Annotated in this window: 15 protein-coding genes; 1 reads left to right on the forward strand and 14 read right to left on the reverse strand. The window is 67.6% G+C overall.

Annotated elements, in window-relative coordinates:
* From ACIIOY_RS12330 to ACIIOY_RS12365, 8 genes are all read right to left on the reverse strand, one after another.
* Positions 1 to 197 (reverse strand): hypothetical protein (locus tag ACIIOY_RS12330; protein WP_411034970.1); only part of this gene is annotated, 197 nt, incomplete at its 3' end.
* Between the two features lie 37 nt (positions 198 to 234).
* The gene (locus ACIIOY_RS12335; RefSeq protein ID WP_411034971.1) at positions 235 to 1,272 is read right to left on the reverse strand and encodes an HlyD family secretion protein; all 1,038 of its coding nucleotides are present in this window, start codon (positions 1,270 to 1,272) and stop codon (positions 235 to 237) included.
* Positions 1,269 to 2,852, reverse strand: a complete 1,584-nt coding sequence (locus ACIIOY_RS12340; protein ID WP_411035175.1) for an MFS transporter — start codon at positions 2,850 to 2,852, stop codon at positions 1,269 to 1,271. The genes ACIIOY_RS12335 and ACIIOY_RS12340 overlap by 4 nt, the downstream gene beginning before the upstream one ends.
* Positions 2,853 to 2,947: 95 nt before the next feature.
* On the reverse strand, positions 2,948 to 3,403 hold the full coding sequence (locus ACIIOY_RS12345; protein WP_411034972.1) for a MarR family winged helix-turn-helix transcriptional regulator: 456 nt from the start codon (positions 3,401 to 3,403) through the stop codon (positions 2,948 to 2,950).
* 134 nt (positions 3,404 to 3,537) lie between these two features.
* Positions 3,538 to 4,389 (reverse strand): CDP-diacylglycerol--serine O-phosphatidyltransferase, encoded by an 852-nt coding sequence (gene pssA / locus ACIIOY_RS12350; RefSeq protein ID WP_411034973.1) that lies wholly within the window; start codon positions 4,387 to 4,389, stop codon positions 3,538 to 3,540.
* Positions 4,390 to 4,551: 162 nt separating this feature from the next.
* Complete coding sequence (locus ACIIOY_RS12355; protein ID WP_411034974.1) at positions 4,552 to 5,310, reverse strand: phosphatidylserine decarboxylase; 759 nt, start codon at positions 5,308 to 5,310, stop codon at positions 4,552 to 4,554.
* 136 nt (positions 5,311 to 5,446) lie between these two features.
* Positions 5,447 to 7,342 carry an ABCB family ABC transporter ATP-binding protein/permease gene (locus ACIIOY_RS12360; RefSeq protein WP_411034975.1) on the reverse strand — a complete coding sequence of 632 codons (1,896 nt, stop codon included), beginning with the start codon at positions 7,340 to 7,342 and terminating at the stop codon, positions 5,447 to 5,449.
* A gap of 178 nt (positions 7,343 to 7,520) precedes the next feature.
* Positions 7,521 to 9,857, reverse strand: a complete 2,337-nt coding sequence (locus ACIIOY_RS12365) for a LysM peptidoglycan-binding domain-containing protein (RefSeq protein ID WP_411034976.1) — start codon at positions 9,855 to 9,857, stop codon at positions 7,521 to 7,523.
* A 161-nt stretch (positions 9,858 to 10,018) separates the two neighbouring features.
* On the opposite strand from ACIIOY_RS12365, the gene ACIIOY_RS12370 reads away from it, so the two are divergent.
* A complete protein-coding gene (locus ACIIOY_RS12370; RefSeq protein WP_411034977.1) occupies positions 10,019 to 10,639 on the forward strand; it encodes an LOG family protein in 621 nt (206 codons plus the stop codon).
* 30 nt (positions 10,640 to 10,669) lie between these two features.
* Here the strand turns inward: ACIIOY_RS12370 and rarD are convergent, their stop codons facing one another.
* The 6 genes from rarD to ACIIOY_RS12400 form a co-directional block, all read right to left on the reverse strand.
* Positions 10,670 to 11,614 carry an EamA family transporter RarD gene (gene rarD, locus ACIIOY_RS12375; protein ID WP_411034978.1) on the reverse strand — a complete coding sequence of 315 codons (945 nt, stop codon included), beginning with the start codon at positions 11,612 to 11,614 and terminating at the stop codon, positions 10,670 to 10,672.
* 164 nt (positions 11,615 to 11,778) lie between these two features.
* A complete protein-coding gene (locus ACIIOY_RS12380; RefSeq protein ID WP_411034979.1) occupies positions 11,779 to 12,138 on the reverse strand; it encodes a type II toxin-antitoxin system VapC family toxin in 360 nt (119 codons plus the stop codon).
* A gap of 60 nt (positions 12,139 to 12,198) precedes the next feature.
* Positions 12,199 to 12,438 (reverse strand): type II toxin-antitoxin system VapB family antitoxin, encoded by a 240-nt coding sequence (locus tag ACIIOY_RS12385; protein WP_411034980.1) that lies wholly within the window; start codon positions 12,436 to 12,438, stop codon positions 12,199 to 12,201.
* 56 nt (positions 12,439 to 12,494) lie between these two features.
* A complete protein-coding gene (gene cimA, locus ACIIOY_RS12390) occupies positions 12,495 to 14,111 on the reverse strand; it encodes a citramalate synthase (RefSeq protein WP_411034981.1) in 1,617 nt (538 codons plus the stop codon).
* Positions 14,112 to 14,292: 181 nt separating this feature from the next.
* Positions 14,293 to 15,252, reverse strand: a complete 960-nt coding sequence (pip, locus tag ACIIOY_RS12395) for a prolyl aminopeptidase (RefSeq protein WP_411034982.1) — start codon at positions 15,250 to 15,252, stop codon at positions 14,293 to 14,295.
* Positions 15,249 to 15,731: a GFA family protein gene (locus tag ACIIOY_RS12400; protein WP_411034983.1), complete on the reverse strand. Its 483-nt coding sequence runs from the start codon at positions 15,729 to 15,731 to the stop codon at positions 15,249 to 15,251. Before ACIIOY_RS12400 ends, pip begins: the two co-directional genes overlap by 4 nt.
* Positions 15,732 to 15,734: the final 3 nt, after the last annotated feature.

Consider the following 15,734-nt stretch of genomic DNA (forward strand, 5'->3'; position numbering starts at 1 on the left):
GCACCGGCCGGGATGCGCATCCCGGCCGGTGCATCCAGTAAACCACACTTCTTCCACACAAGCCCGAGGATGACGGCAGAAGAGAAGCATTGCGGCCAAAGCAGCGGTTCCGGATGCCGCACCGTTCGACGGATGGGCGGCCTCTCCTCCCCTCCGTCATCCTCGGGCTTGCCCCGAGGATCCCACACCGCGACCAACCCCGGCCCTCCGCCACACCAAACGGGCCGAAGCCGCCTACTCCTCCACGACCGTCGTCACCACCACCGAAAGCCCCGGCGCGAGGTGCTGCGCCAGTTCCTGGCCCTCGTCGATGGCGATGCGCACGGGCACGCGCTGGGCGACCTTGGTGAAGTTGCCGGTGGCGTTGTCGGGCCGGATGACGCTGAACTCGGAGCCGGCGGCGGGGGAGAAGCGCTCGACATGGCCCTTCAGCGTCGCGTGCTCGAAGGCATCGACGCTGACCTCGACCTTCTGGCCGGGCCTGATATAGGCAAGCTGCGTTTCCTTGAAGTTGGCGATCACCCAGGTGTCGTGCGGCACCACGGCCATCAGCTGCGTGCCGGCGGCGACGTACTGGCCGAGCTTCACGCCCACCTCGCCCACCACGCCGTCGCGCGGCGCGGTGATGACCGTGTTGGAAAGGTCGATCCTGGCGAGCTCCACCGACGCCTCGGCGCCCGCGACCGCCGCGCGCAGGGAATCGCGGCCGACGATGATGGTCTGGAGATCCTGCTTCGACACTTCGAGGTTCGCCTGCGCCTGCGAGACGGCGGCTTCCGCCTGGTCGAGCGTGGTGCGGCTCTGCTCGCGGTCGCTCTGGGTGGCGATGCCCTTGTCGGACAGTTCCTGGATGCGGTTCCAGTTCTCCTGCGCGCGCCGCTTGGCGGAGGCCGCGCCGGCAAGGGCGGCCTCGCTGGCACCGATGCGCGCCCTGGCGGCATTTTCCTGCTGCACCGAATTGGCGAGCGCCGCCTTCTGGCTGGCGAGCGTGGCATTGGCCTGCTCGACCTTCTGGCGGTAGATGCGGTCGTCGAGGCGAGCGAGCACCTGGCCCGCCTTCACGGTCTCGTAGTCCTTCACCGGAACCTCCGTGACGTAGCCGGCAAGCTGCGGGCTGATCAGCGTCACGTAGCCGCGCACATAGGCGTTGTCCGTCGTCTGGACCTCGCTCGAAAAGGGCGGCAGCTGCCAGGCATAGAGCACGGCGCCGATGCCGGCGATGCCGAGCACGACGGCAAGGCTCGTGGCGGTGTTGCGGATGTATGTCTTCATGTCGGTCGACCTTCAACGGCCGCAGGCGCGCCGGAACGGGCGGCGGCCTGCCTGATGTGAACGTAAAGCAGGTGGATGGCGAGCGCGGCGGCAGCGGCCACCGCCAGCAGCGCGATGACGAAGAACGCGTCGTTGTGGGCGAGCACGTTGGCCTCGCGCGTCACCTGCTGGCCGAGCAGCGCGATGCCCTCCGCCTTCAGCACGGCGGGATCGGTGATCGTGTGGCCATAGGCGGCGGAAAGCTGCGAGACGCGGGCGGCGACCAGCGGATCGGCGAGCGTCATCGCCTCGGCGAGGATGTTGGAATGGAACTTTTCGCGCAGCGTGATGAAGGAGCCGAACAGCGCCGAGCCGGCAAGCCCCCCGAGGCTCTGCGTCATCAGGAAGACGACGATGAAGCTGAGGATGTATTGCTGGCCCTTCTTCAGCGCCATGGTGAAACCGGAGGCGATGGCGGGCGGCAGGAACAGGCTGCCGCCGGCGGCGATCATCGCCTGGCTGAGATACATCTCGCCGGGCCGCGTCAGGTTCGTCGCGCGGCTGTCGAGAAAGGCGCCGGCGCCGATCAGCAGCAGGGCGGCCATGTGGATGGCGGGCTCCCTGCCCGGCTTCATGATAGCCGCGCAGACGAGGCCGCCCGCGAGCGTGGCGAGCGCCACGACGCCGTAAAGGCGGGTGAGCTGGTCGTTCTGCAGGCCCATGATCTGGAAGAAGTTGCCGGCGACGGCCGTCTGCTCGGCGAGCATCAGGCGGAACAGGACGAGCACCGCGGCAAAATGCAGGACCTCGCGGCTGACGAGCCAGCGCAGGTCGATGAGCGGCCTTTCGCGGTTGAGCTCGAGCACGGCCGCGATGGTCAATGCACCGATCATGACGACCATGAGCTCGCCGATCCACTCGGCCTCCAGCCACCAGTAGGCGCGGCCGGTGACCAGGATGACGGCGCCCGATCCGAAGCCGACGGCGATGAAGAGATAGCTGGCGACGTCGAGCTTCTCGATGACCTTCGCGCGCGGCATCGGCGTCAGCGGCAGGAGGTAGATCGCCGCGAAGGCGAGCATGGAAAGCGCCACTTCGAGGTGGAGCAGCGCCCGCACGCCGCCAAGCTCGATGAGCGCGGGCGAGACGAGGCGCGTCAGCGGGGCGGCAAGGCCGATATTCGTCAGCGCCAGCGAGATGCCGACCGTCAGCTTCCTCGCCGGCGTGAAGGCTTCCAGCATGTAAAGGAAGCCGAGCGAGGAGAGCGGCGCGGCGGCGATGCCCGCGAAGAAGCGCAGCACGATCGCGGAGCGGAGGTCCGTGATGAAGACGTGCGCCACCGAGACGATCAGGAAGACGGCGATGCCGAGCTCGGCGAAGTGGCGCAGGCCGTACTGGGTGCGGATCTTGATGAGCGCGAGCGACAGCGAGGCGTTCGGCGCCATATAGGCCGCCATCAGCCAGACCGCCTCGCTGCTCGTCGCGCCGAAGGGCCCCTGGAGCTGCGGGATGTTGGCGGCGACGAGGTTCATGCCGAAGCCCTGCGTCATGGCCAGCAGCGTCGAGGCGGCCATATAGGCGGCCGCGCGGCGCGGCGCCATCGCGGGCGGAGCCGGCGGCGGTGCGGCCGGCTTCTCCTCCGCCGCCTCCGCCTGCCCGTCCCGCGCCCCGCGCTCGCCGGCGGCGGAAACGGTGCTCATGCCTCGACGCTCTCCCGACAGCTCTTCGCGATGTTCTCCGACATGGCGGCGAAGACCTTGACGGTGGTCGCCATGTCGCCGGCGGAAATGCTCTTCAGCACGTCCGCCCTCAGGGATTTCGCCAGATCCAGCACCTCCTCGGCGACCCTCGCGCCATAGGGCGTCATGACGATCTGCTTGGCGCGGCGGTCGCCCTCGACGGACTGGCGCTCGATGAACCCCTGCTTCTCCATGCCGTCGAGCAGGCGCACGAGCGTCGGCGTCTCGATGTCGAGCTCGTCGGCAAGCTCGCGCTGGTTGAGCTGCGCCCCGCGGCCGAGGATCAGCAGCGCGCGGGCGCGCGGCAGCGTCAGCCCCCTCTCCTTCACGCGGGCATCGAACAGCGCGCGCATCTTGCGCTGCACGCGGGAAAGGTCGTCGAGGATGCGCTCGCGCGGATCGGCAGTGCTCATCTCGGTAGCTCCGATACTATTAGCTTGCTATCTATTTGCTCGCTAGTTAGTCGACATGCACGCAAAAAGCAAGCCCCGCCCACGGTCTGTGGACAGGGCTTTTGCAAGGCTCACGCGGATGTGATGGCCGGTGTCTAGCGGCCGTCGGTTTCCTCGGGGAACTCGCTTTCGCCATGGGCCGGCGGGGCGGTCCAGCCGCCGTACTTGCGCTGCCAGGAGCGCGCGCCGAACGGCAGGGTCGCAAGATAGGCGACGACCGTCACCACCATGGTCTCCCAGGTGAAGCTCATCAGCGTCGCGACATAGAGGACGACGAGCAGGATCGCCGGCAAAACGAGGTCGCGGCGGATGCGGCTTCCCTCCGACTTGCCGGACCAGACCGGCAGGCGGCTGACCAGCAGGAAGCCGATGAGCACCGTGTAGCCGGAGGCGAGGTAGGCGAAGAGCGGGCTCGGCGCGATGCCGAGGAAGCCGAGATAGACCGGCAGCAGCACCAGCATGGCGCCGGCCGGCGCCGGCACGCCGACGAAATATTCGCTCTGCCATTTCGCCTTGTTCTCGCGCTCGGCCATGACGTTGAAGCGCGCCAGGCGCAGGCCCGCGGCGATGGTATAGATCAGCGCCGCGATCCAGCCGAAGGAGCGCGCCTGGTCGAGGATGAAGACGTAGAGCACGAGCGCGGGCGCCACGCCGAAATTGACGATGTCGGCGAGCGAATCCATCTGGCCGCCGAACTTGGACGTCGCCTTCAGCAGCCGCGCGATGCGCCCGTCGATGCCGTCGAGGAAGGCCGCGAGCAGCACCATGCCGACGGCAAGCTCGTAGCGGTTCTCGAAGGCGAGGCGGATGCCCGTGAGGCCCGCGCAGATGGCAAGGACCGTGATGACGTTCGGGATGATGACGCGCATCGGGATCTCGCGCAGGCGCGGGCCGCGGGCCTCGTCGTTCGGGCCATTCGGCTCATAGGGCGGAAACGGAGTGTCCATCGCTTTTCGCTTCTTGTTCTAAGGCAGTAGGCAGTAGGCAGTAGGCAGTAGGCAGTAGGCAGTAGGCAGTAGGCAGTAGGCAGTAGGCAGTAGAGAGATGCTTGGTCAAAAGTCTGTTGGCTACAGCGTTGTTCCTATTGCCTATTGCCTAATTCCTATTGCCTAACCACGTCGGCTGACGACCGGGCCCTTGGCCGAGCCGAATTCCGCCAGCACCGTCTCGCCGGCGATCGCCGTCTGGCCGAGGCTGACGCGCGGCTCGGCGCCTGCCGGCAGGAAGACGTCGAGGCGCGAGCCGAAGCGGATGAGGCCGAAGCGCTCGCCGGCTTCCAGATGGTCGTTCAACGAGGTCCAGCACAGGATGCGGCGGGCGACGAGGCCGGCGATCTGCACGACGCCGATCGGGCCGTGGGCCGTCTCGATGACGAGGCCGTTGCGCTCGTTCTCCTGGCTCGCCTTGTCGAGATCGGCATTGAGGAACTTTCCGGCGCGGTAGGCGACGCGCGAAACGCTGCCGCGCATCGGCGCGCGGTTCACATGGCAGTTGAAGACGTTCATGAAGACCGAGATGCGCAGCATCGGCTGGTCGCCGAGCTCGAGCTCGGCCGGCGGCGTCACCATGGCGATGGCCGAGACGCGGCCGTCCGCCGGCGAGATGACGAGGTCGTCGTCCTGCGGCGTCAGGCGCTCGGGATCGCGGAAGAAATAGGCGCACCAGGCGGTGAGGATGAAGCCGATCCACATCAGCGGCTCCCACGCCGCGCCCAGGACGAGCGAGGCGACGAAGAAGCCGGCCACGAACTTCCAGCCTTCCCGATGGATCGGCACCAGGGTGCTTCTTATCGTATCGACCAAACTCATCTTCCGACATCTCCTGCTGTTTTCGCGGCATGACCTAGCGTGAAATGGCGGCGGGGGCAATGTTTTAGGACGTGGGATTAAGCGGCAGGCAGTAGCGAATAGCGAATAGCGAATAGCGAATAGCGAATAGCGAATAGCGAATAGCGAGAAAGGTTCTTTCCCTATTCGCTATTCGCAACTCCCTATTCGCTCATTCTCATTCCGCCGCCGGCGCGCCGCGCACCACCATGCCGAGCTCGTCGCTCTCGCGCACCTGCTTCAGCCGCTCCTCGACCTCGACGGCCTCGCGCTGGCGGTTCCACATGGAGGCGTAGAGGCCGTCGTCGCGCTGCATCAGCTCGCCATGCGTGCCGCGCTCGGCGATCACGCCGTCCTTCAGCACGATGATCTCGTCCGCCGAGATGACGGTGGAGAGGCGGTGCGCGATGACGAGCGTGGTGCGGTTCTTCGAGACCACGTCGAGCGCCGCCTGGATCTCCTGTTCCGTGCGCGTGTCGAGCGCCGACGTCGCCTCGTCGAGGATGAGGATCGGCGGGCTCTTGAGGATCGTGCGGGCGATGGCGACGCGCTGCTTCTCGCCGCCGGAAAGCTTCAGGCCGCGTTCGCCGACCTTCGCGCTGAACCCTTCCGGCAGGTGGCGGATGAAGGGACCGATCTGCGCGGCCTCGGCGGCGGCGGCGACCTCCGCATCGCTCGCGCCGGGCCGGCCGTAGCGGATATTGTAGGCGATCGTGTCGTTGAAGAGCACCGTATCCTGCGGCACCATGCCGATCACCGCGCGCAGCGACTTCTGCCTGACGTCGCGCACGTCCTGCCCGTCGATGGTGATCTCGCCCTGCTGCACGTCGTAGAAGCGGTAGAGCAGGCGCGAGAGCGTCGACTTGCCGGCGCCGGAAGGGCCGACGACGGCGACGGTCTTTCCCGCCGGCACGTCGAAGGAGATGCCCTTGAGGATCGGCCGCGCCGGATCATAGGCGAAATGCACGTCCCTGAAGGAGATCGCGCCGTCCGTCACGACGAGATCCTTCGCGCCCGGCTTGTCCTGCACCTCCTGCTCCACCTCCAGGAGGTCGAACATCTGCTCGATGTCCGTCAGGCCCTGGCGGATCTCGCGGTAGACGAAGCCGATGAAGTTGAGCGGGATGGCGAGCTGGATCAGCATCGCATTGATGAAGACGAAATCGCCGACCGTCTGCTCGCCGCGCTGCACGGCGAGCGCGGACATGGCCATCATGGCGGCCATGCCGACGCCGAAGATCAGCGCCTGCCCGAAGTTCAGCCAGCCGAGCGAGGTCCAGACGCCGGTCGCCGCCTTCTCGTAGCGTTCCATCGACTGGTCGAAGCGGCGGGCCTCCATCTCCTCGTTGCCGAAATACTTCACCGTCTCGAAATTGAGGAGCGAGTCGATCGCCTTGGTGTTGGCCTCGGTGTCGCTGTCGTTCATCGCGCGGCGGATGGAGATGCGCCAGTCGCTCGCCCTGACGGTGAACCAGATGTAGAGCCAGACCGTGGCGGCGGTGACGAGAAGGTATTGAAGCCCGTAGCCCCACCAGAAGACGGCGGCCGTCAGCAGGAATTCGATGAAGGTCGGAACGCTGTTGAGGATCGTGAAGCGCACGATCGTCTCGATGCCCTTGGTGCCGCGCTCGATGACACGCGAGAGCCCGCCGGTGCGCCGCTCGAGGTGGAAGCGCAGCGACAGGCGGTGCAGGTGCACGAAGGTGCGGTAGGCGAGCTGGCGCACGGCATGTTGCCCGACGCTGGCGAAGAGCGCGTCGCGCAGCTGGTTGAGGCCGGCCTGCAGGATGCGCGCGCCGTTATAGGCGAGCACCAGCATGACGGCGCCGAGAAGGAAGCCCGGCAGCAGGCCGGCGGCATCGGGCGTGCCGTTCAGCGCATCCGTCGCCCATTTGAAGAAATAGGGCACGAGCAGCAGCACGACCTTGGAGGCGAGCAGGAAGACCGTCGCCCAGACGACCCGCATCTTCAGGTCCGGCCGGTCGGACGGCCACATGTAGGGCCAGAGGTTCACCAGCGTCCGGAAGGGATTGCTGCTGTCGGCCGAAACCGTCTTCTTCGTCGTCGTCGCCACGCTTGCCTCCGCCGGGCTGCCGCCCGGCCATATGCCCGTTTGCCACGCGCCGCAGGGCGGGCCGCCGCGCGCTCTTGCCAAAATCGCCTGAATGAAAATGCGGCGCCCGGTGGACGCCGCAGTGCGCAGATAGGTCCTTGCCGGCCGCTTCGCAACCGCCGGCGGGAAATAACGGCCGTCAGGTCCCGCGCAGGCGCTTGCGGTGCATCTCCTCGGCCTCGGCGTCGGTTTCCGCCGCCTTGTCCGGCACGCCGAAGACCTGGCCGGGAATGATGCGGTCCGGATCGGAGATCTGGTCCTCGTTGGCGAGGTAGATCGTCGTGTAGCGCACGCCCTTGCCGTAGATGCGGCGGGAGATCTGCCACAGCGTATCGCCGCGGCGGATGATGACCGAGGTCTTGCTCGCCTTGAGCGGCGCCTGCTCGACCGTTTCCGGCCCATCGGCGACGGCCTCTTGGCCGGCGGAGGCCGTGGCCGCGCCGCCCGCCGTGCCGCTTTCGCCGGCCGCGGACGCCGTGCCGGCTCCGGAACCCGCGGCCTCGGAACCGCCCGTTGCGGACGATCCGCCTTCGGCCGCGCCCGCCGCCGCATCGGCGGCGGTGAGCGAAGGCATGCCTTCGAGCGCGACGAGCGCCTGCTGGTAGGCGTCCTTGCCCGCGCCCGCCGGAACGGCGGCAAGGCGGTCGAGCGCGGTCGAGGCCCAGCCCTTCAGCCTCTCGACGGCCGCGGTGACGTCCGCGGCCGTGCCCGAGGGCGGGACAAAACCGGCGATGCTCCTGAGCGTGCCTTCCAGCGCCGTGCGCGCAGTCTGGATTTCCGCCGCGGTCGCGTTGCGGCCGTCGGAGAAGAGCGCCACGAACTGCTGCTGGAGCGCCGCCGCCCGCGCGGCGAGCGCCTCGATGGAACTGTCCGCCGCAGCCGCCACGGCGCCCGCGGCGGCCTCCGCCCTTTCGATGGCCGGCGCCAGCGCATCGGCGACGGCCGTTTCGATCGAGCCCATCGCCTCGCCGACAGCAGCGGCATCCGCCGGCAGGGACTGGAGGCGGGCAAGCGCGGCCGCCGCGGCGGCGGAGGCCCTTGCGGCCATGTCGCGGGCGGCTTCGCCCTCTTCCGCGCCCGGCCTGAACTCGGCCAGCGACTTCAGCGCGATCTCCGTTGCCGAACGGGCCGCGGCAAGCTCCTCCGCGGTCGGCACGCGGCCGTTGGCATAAAGCCCCTTGAGGAGCGCGATCGCCTTGTCGGCCTCGGCGCGCAGCCGGTCGAACGTGCCGCCGCCGAGGAGGCCGAGCGCCGGATCGGTGTCGGCCGTCGCGTTGTCCTGCGCCACCACGGCGACCTGTTCGCCCTCCGGCCGGTCGAACGGAACGGAGGCGCGGAACTCGACCTTGCTGCCGTCCGCGCTCATCACATCGGCGCGCACGGTATGGCGGCCGACGGGAAGGTCGATGCTTCCGTCGGCGACGTAACGGCCCTGCTCGTCGGCCTTGGCTTCGCCGACGAGCTTGTCGTCGGCATAGATGCGCACCAGGGCGCCGGGCTTTGCCGTGCCGGCGACGAACATGCGCTCGCCCTCCAGCTCAACCGCCGAAACGCGGGCCTGCACCTTGGCGGCCGCGTCGGCAGCGGCATTGCCGGCGGTCGTTGCCGCAGCGTCCGCCGCCCCGGCCACGCCGGATGCGCCGTCGTCTTCGCCGGCCGTCTGCGCGGCCTGCGCGCCGCCAGCCTCGCCGCCGGTCGCGGCCGTCGCCGTCTCGCCCGTGCCAGCGGCGGCATCGCCTGCCGCGGACGGCGTTTCGCCGGCGGCCCGGTCGGCCGGCTTTTCAGCGGCCTCGAGCGCGTCGCCGGCCGCGTCCGGCACCGTGATCAGGCGGCTCGCCTCGCCGGGCTTCGAGACCATGGCGAGCAGCTCGTCGCCGCCATCCTCGGGGACGGAGACGGTCGCCACCTCCTCCGAGGTCTTCGAGGCGCCCTTGTCGTCCTTCGTGCTGAGGGTCAGCTGATGGTCGCCGGCGGCGAGCGGCTGGTCGAAGACGGCGGCGAAATCGCCCGAAGGGCCGATCTCAGTCGTGGCGACGACGGTTTCGCCGCTCCTGACTTCCAGGCTGGTGTTCGGCTGGCCGCGGCCGGCGATCACCGTGGAGCCGTCCGGCTCGACGCGCAGGAGATCGAAGGCGGGCGTGACCCAGCCGGCGGCGGGATCGGCCGGCGTCGCATCCGCCCCGGCGGTCTGCTCGGCACCGGCGGTCTTCCCGGTCCCGGCCGGGGCCGCTTCACCGGTCGCGGCGTCCGCCGGCTTGCCGTCCTCGCCAGCCGTCTCGCCGCCACCGGTGCGGGCCTGCTTGCCGTCCGCCGTCGCCGTCTCGCCGCCGCCCTCGGCGGGCTTTTCGACGAGCGTGGCGACGGGCGTTTGCGCCGGCTTTTCCTTGTCCATGTTGGGCAGCACGAAGAAAACCATGAGCAGCGTCGCCACCGCCAGCACGATCAAGGCCACCAGGCCGGACTTGTTCTTCATCATCAACTCTCTCTCTGTCCCGGTTTCCCGGGGAGTCCCCTATGGAAATTGCTATCGATTCAGCGTGCCTTGCACAAGGTTCCGGGGATGTTCCGGACCGTCGCTCCCGCGCTTTTTCCGTCATTATCCTTGACGGGCCGCCGGGCGGGTGTCTGAATCCGGCCATGAACGAACAAACCCTGCCGATTCGATCCGTCTGCGTCTACTGCGGCTCCCAGCCGGGCCGTGATTCCGCCTATATCGCCGCCGGGCGGCGCCTGGGCAAGGCCATGGCCGAGAACCACCTGCGCCTCGTCTACGGCGGCGGCACGAAGGGCATCATGGGAGCCGTCGCCGGCGGCGTGCTCGCCCATGGCGGCCGCGTCACCGGCATCATACCGCAATTCCTCGTGGATATGGAGGCCACCCGCCATTCGCTCGGCCAGCTCAGCGAGCTGATCGTCACGCCGGACATGCACGAGCGCAAGCACAAGATGTTCGACCGCGCCGACGCCTTCGTGGCGCTGCCGGGCGGCATCGGCACGCTCGAGGAGATCGTCGAGGTGATGACCTGGGCCCAGCTCGGCCGCCACCGCAAGCCGATGGTCTTCGCCAATATCGGCGGCTTCTGGGACCCGATGCTCAAGCTCATCCGCCACATGGCCGACGAGGGCTTCATCCACACCGCCCATCTCGTCCAGCCGATGGTCATCGACGAGCCGGAGGAGATCGTCGCGGCGCTCATCGACCACTGGGCCAGCCAGGTGGACCGCGAGGGCGAGGCGGACATCATCGCGCGGCTCTGACACCGCGCGAAGGCTCCTTCCCGTTCCTATCTATTCCGCCGCCTTCAGTTCCGCCGCCGCAAGGCGCCGGGCGCGGGCGGAGCGCAGCATCGAGCCGGAATAGAGGAAGAGCGCGGCCCAGATGAAGACGAAGGCGACCAGCTTGGCGGTGCCGAAGGGCTCGCCGAAGACGAAGACGGCGATGAGGAAGATCATCGTCGGGGCGATGTACTGCATGATGCCGATGGTGGAAAGCCGCAGCAGCTTGGCGCCGTTGGCATAGATCATCAGCGGCACGGCGGTGACGATGCCGCAGGCAAGCAGCCACAGGACGTCGGCAGTGCCGGTGTCGCCGAAATGGCCCTGCCCCGTCGATTCCAGCCAGACCACGTAGCCGAGCGCCGGCACGCTGAGCAGCAGCACCTCCAGGAAGAAGCCCTGGTTCGGGCCGACCGGCAGCGTCTTTCGGAAGAAGGCGTAGAAGCCCCAGGAGATGCACAGGCCCAGCGACACCCACGGCAGGCCGCCCGCATCGAAGGCGAGGATCGCCACCGCCACCGCGGCAAGCGCGATCGCCACCATCTGCGCCGGATCCGGCCTCTCCTTGAGGAGGACCGCGCCGAGGAAGATCGAGAAGAGCGGGTTTATGTAGTAGCCGAGCGCCGTCTCGATCGCGCGGCCCGCGCCGATCGCCCAGACATAGATGCCCCAGTTGACGGTGATCAGCACCGCCGTCAGCGTCGCCATGGCGAGCATGCGCGGCGAGCGCAGCGCCGCCCTGATGTCCGCCGTGCGGCCGAACCAGACGAGCACGAGGCCGGCAAGCGGCACCGACCAGATGATGCGGTGCGCCACCACCTCGGAAGCCGGGATATGCGCCACCGCCTTCATGAAGAAGGGCAGGAAGCCCCAGAGCAGATAGGCCGCCAGGGCAAAGGCGAAACCGCGCGGCGAATCGCCATTGTGGGCGCCGCTGGAGGAGTTTTCGTCGGCCATGGTGTCTCTTCCCGTCGATTTTCGGATTTTCCCGACGGGATACTCCAACAGCCGTGAATGCACCAATTCATTCCGGTGAAGGGATGGTTGAGCGGCGCTGAACACGGTCCTTCTGTTTCGCACGTCGTTGCCGCAGGATGACTGCGCACTTTTGCGCGACGTGCTTATGCCGGCGCTCCGATCGTCTCCAGATCAGTGAAGGCGAAACCCTCATCCTTCGTGAGGATAGGCACACCCCGGCGCTTGGCCACCGCATAATGGAAGCAGTCCGCCATGTTCAGCGCGCGGTTTCGCTTGCTTTCGGGCACGGCGTGCCTTCCATGCGTTTCGAATATGTCGAGCGCCAAGGCCTCGTCCCTTGCATCGAGCGGCAACACATCGATGCCGGCGACTTCGATGAAGGCCTGAACGATCGCCTTCGCCTCGCTCATGGACTGCTTCCGTTTGCGGAACAATCCGGCCGATGCCTCCCATCTCGCAAGCACGGAAGTTATCCTGCTCGGCGCCCGTCGAGAGGCTCGCATAGACCTCACCGTCGTCTTCGCCGGTCAGGATCGCAATCATCACCGACGCATCGACAAACATCAGTCTTCGCCGTTCAACTCGTCGAAGAAGGCCTTGTCCGCAGCCAGCCCCGTGCTTTGCGCGGCGGCGACCCGGTCGCGCAGGGGCTTCAACCTCTCCCACAGCGGAACTTCGTCCCTGGAACGCCGAAGCTCGTTCTCCAGGGCGATGCGGACCGCCTCCGTCTTCGTGACGCGCTTGCGCGCCGCCAGCTTCTCAGCCAGCGCGTCGACCTGCCTGCTGCGGATGTTGAGGGCCATGACCTACTCCCGTGTAGACAAATATGGCACCGTCTACGCAGCAAATCAAACAGCCCCTACTCCGCCGCCACCCGTCCCGCTTCGCCGCGGTTCTTCAGGAGCTTGTAGACGATGGAATCCATCAGCGCCTGGAAGGAGGCGTCGATGATGTTGTCGGAGACGCCGACGGTCCACCAGCGGGCGCCCGAGGCATCCGTCGATTCGATGAGGACGCGGGTGATGGCCTCGGTGCCGCCGTTGAGGATGCGCACCTTGTAGTCCGCGAGCTCCAGGTCGGCGATCTCGGCCTGGTACTTGCCGAGGTCCTTCCTGAGCGCGAGGTCCAGCGCGTTGACCGGGCCGTGGCCTTCGGCGACCGACATCATCGTCTCGCCGTCGACGATCACGCGGACCACCGCCTCCGATACCGTCTTGAGCTGGCCGTTGGCGTCGTAGCGGCGCTCGACCATCACGCGGAAGCTCTCGACATGGAAGAAATCCGGCACCGTGCCGAGCGTGCGGTAGGCGAGCAGCGCGAAGCTCGCGTCCGCCCCCTCGTAGGCATAGCCGGTCGCCTCGCGCTCCTTGACGATCTGGATGAGGCGGTCGAGCTTCGGGTCGTCCCTGGCGACCGTGATGCCGCGCAGCTTCAGGGCGTTGATGAAGTTCGCCTTGCCGCCCTGGTCCGACACCATGACCTTGCGCAGGTTCCCGACGCTTTCCGGCGTGACGTGCTCGTAGGTGCGCGGGTCCTTGAGCAGCGCCGAGGCGTGGATGCCGGCCTTGGTGGCGAAGGCGGAGGCGCCGACATAGGGGGCCTGATGGTCCGGCGAGCGGTTGAGCAGTTCGTCGAAAGTGTGGGCGAGCTTGGTGAGGCCCGTGAGCTTTTCCGCGTCGATGCCGATCTCGAAGCGCGCGCTGTAGGCCTCCTTGAGGGCGAGCGTCGGGATGAGCGTCACGAGGTTGGCGTTGCCGCAGCGCTCGCCGATGCCGTTCAGCGTACCCTGGACCTGCCGCACGCCGGCCTCGACGGCGGCGAGCGAATTGGCGACGGCCTGCCCGGTGTCGTTGTGGGCGTGGATGCCGAGGTTTTCGCCCGGCACGCCGGCGGCGACCACCGCCTTGACGATCGCCGCGACCTCCGAAGGCTGCGTGCCGCCGTTGGTGTCGCAGAGCACGACCCAGCGGGCGCCGGCGGCGAATGCGGCCTTCGCGCAGGCGAGCGCGTAATCCGGATTGGCCTTGTAGCCGTCGAAGAAATGCTCGCAGTCGACCATGGCTTCGCGGCCCGAGGCGACGACGGCCTTCACGGACTCGGCGATGCTTTCGAGGTTCTCCTCGTTGGAACAGCCGAGGGCGACGCGGACGTGATAGTCCCAGCTCTTGGCCACGAGACAGATCGCATCGCTCCGCGAATCGAGAAGGGCGGCGAGCCCGGGATCGTTGGAGGCGGAGATGCCGGCGCGCTTCGTCATGCCGAAGGCGACGAACGTCGCCCGGCCGGTGCGCTTCTTCGAGAAGAAAGCCGTATCCGTCGGGTTGGCGCCGGGATAGCCGCCCTCGACATAGTCCAGGCCGAACGCGTCCAGCATGCCGGCGATCGCGATCTTGTCCTCGACGGAGAAGTCGATGCCGGGCGTCTGCTGGCCGTCGCGCAGCGTGGTGTCGAAGAGGTAGATGCGGTCTTTCTGCATATGGTCCCTCCCTGGGAACCTGTTGGAACTTCAGATATGCCCCTCATCCGGCTGCCGCCGCCTTCTCCCCGCAAGCGGGGCGAAGGGATATGCGGCACCGTTTTCCTCCAACCCTGCCGTCGCGTCGGGCAGGTCCGCTCTCCCCGCCTGCGGGGAGAGGGTCAGGGTGAGGGGCGCTCTTTCAAACCTTCCCCGCGAACTTGTCCATCGCGTAGATCAGCCGGTCGAGGATGCCGGGTTCGGAATAGGCGTGCCCCGCCCCCTCGATCAGGTGGAACTCCGCCTCCGGCCAGGCCTTGTGCAGGGCCCAGGCGTATTTCGCCGGGCACGGCATGTCGTAGCGGCCGTGCACGATGAGGCCGGGAATGCCCCTCAGCCTGTGAGCGTCGCGCAGGAGCTGCCCCTCCTCCAGCCAGCCGGCATTGACGAAGAAATGGTTCTCGATGCGCGCGAAGGCATGGGCGTATTCCTCCTCGGCAAAGGGGTCGCTCGTCTCCGGCTCCGGCAGGAGCGTGATCGTCTCGCCTTCCCACAGGCTCCAGGCTTTCGCGGCGGCGATGCGCGTCGCCTTGTCGTCGCTCGTCAGGCGGCGATGGTAGGCCAGCATCATCTCGTGGCGCTCTTCCGGCGGGATGGGCGCCACGAAGCGCTCCCACTTGTCCGGGAACATTTCCGACACGCCGAACTGGTAGTACCAGTCGAGCTCGGCCTTCGTCAGCGTGTAGATGCCGCGCACGACGAGCTCGCAGACGCGCTCGGGGTATTTCTCCGCATAGGCGAGCGCCAGCGTCGAGCCCCAGGAGCCGCCGAAGACCAGCCACTTCTCCGCGCCCGCCATCTCGCGCAGCCGCTCGATATCGGCGACGAGGTGCCAGGTCGTGTTGGCCTCGAGCTCGGCGTGCGGCGTGGACCTGCCGCAGCCGCGCTGGTCGAACAGCGTCACGTCGTAGAGCTTCGGATCGAACAGGCGGCGATGGTTCGGCGAGATCGTGCCGCCCGGCCCGCCATGCAGGAAGACGGCCGGCTTGGCGCCCGGCGTGCCGACGCGCTCCCAGTAGACGACGTGTCCGTCGCCGACATCGAGGTGGCCGGATGCATAGGGTTCGATCTCGGGATAGAGGGTACGCAACGCTTCACTCATAGCTTCAGTCCGTGGGCAGGCCAGTTCTCGGTTTCATGGTCGGGGTGCTGGAAGGAGATGATGCTCTCCTGCTGGCTGTAATAGTCCGGGTCGTCATGCACGGGCGCGGAAAAGATCGTCTCGACCCAGGGAAGGCGCGAGCCGTAATTCACCTGGATCTGCGGGGCGAGGTCGCCGCGCTCGTCGAAGGCGCCGATGGCGATCTCCAGCCCGCCGGGATGCCTGTAGGTCAGCGGCGTGCCGCACCGCTTGCAGAAGCCGCGGGAAATATTGACGGAGGACTGGAAATAGGTCGGCTCCTCGCGCGTCCATTCCGCCTCTCCCTTGACCGTGACGAGCGGGCCGAAGAAGCCGCCGAACTGCTTCTGGCACATGCGGCAATGGCAGATCGACGGGCGGCCGAGCCCGCCCCTGATGCGGAAGCGGACGGCGCCGCACTGGCAGCCGCCGGTTCTGATCTCGTCCTGTTGCGCGGTCATTGG

It is taken from the genome of Shinella agrisoli (assembly GCF_046557955.1).
Taxonomy (GTDB): domain Bacteria; phylum Pseudomonadota; class Alphaproteobacteria; order Rhizobiales; family Rhizobiaceae; genus Shinella.